This is a genomic window from Massilia sp. CT11-108, from assembly GCF_047302915.1.
Taxonomy (GTDB): domain Bacteria; phylum Pseudomonadota; class Gammaproteobacteria; order Burkholderiales; family Burkholderiaceae_D; genus Telluria; species Telluria orientalis.
The window spans coordinates 1-243 of the sequence record NZ_JBKYMO010001705.1; the positions used below are offsets into that span (position 1 = coordinate 1).

The following is a 243-nucleotide window of genomic DNA, read 5'->3' on the forward strand; positions in this document are numbered from 1 at the left end:
CGGACGCCGCCGGCTACGCGTTCTGGACGGATGCCCTGCATTCGACGTCGCGCGCCGACGTCCTCGTCGGATTCAGCGAGAGCACGGAAAACCAGGTGCAGGTCATCGGCAGCATCCAGAACGGCATCGACTACCTGCACTGGGGTTGAGTCGACGTAAGTTTGTCGCGCATCATGGCGATCGGCGAGGGGAGCGCCACACTGCTTCGATGTCCGCCAAGCTCACCGCCCTGTTCGCCCGCCT

At 64.6% G+C, this 243-nt stretch carries 1 protein-coding gene; it reads left to right on the forward strand.

Features of this window, described 5'->3' with window-relative positions; translation table 11 throughout:
• On the forward strand, positions 1–149 hold a 149-nt coding region (locus tag ACEN88_RS36095), incomplete at its 5' end, for a DUF4214 domain-containing protein (RefSeq protein ID WP_413347182.1).
• Between the last annotated feature and the right edge of the window lie 94 nt (positions 150–243).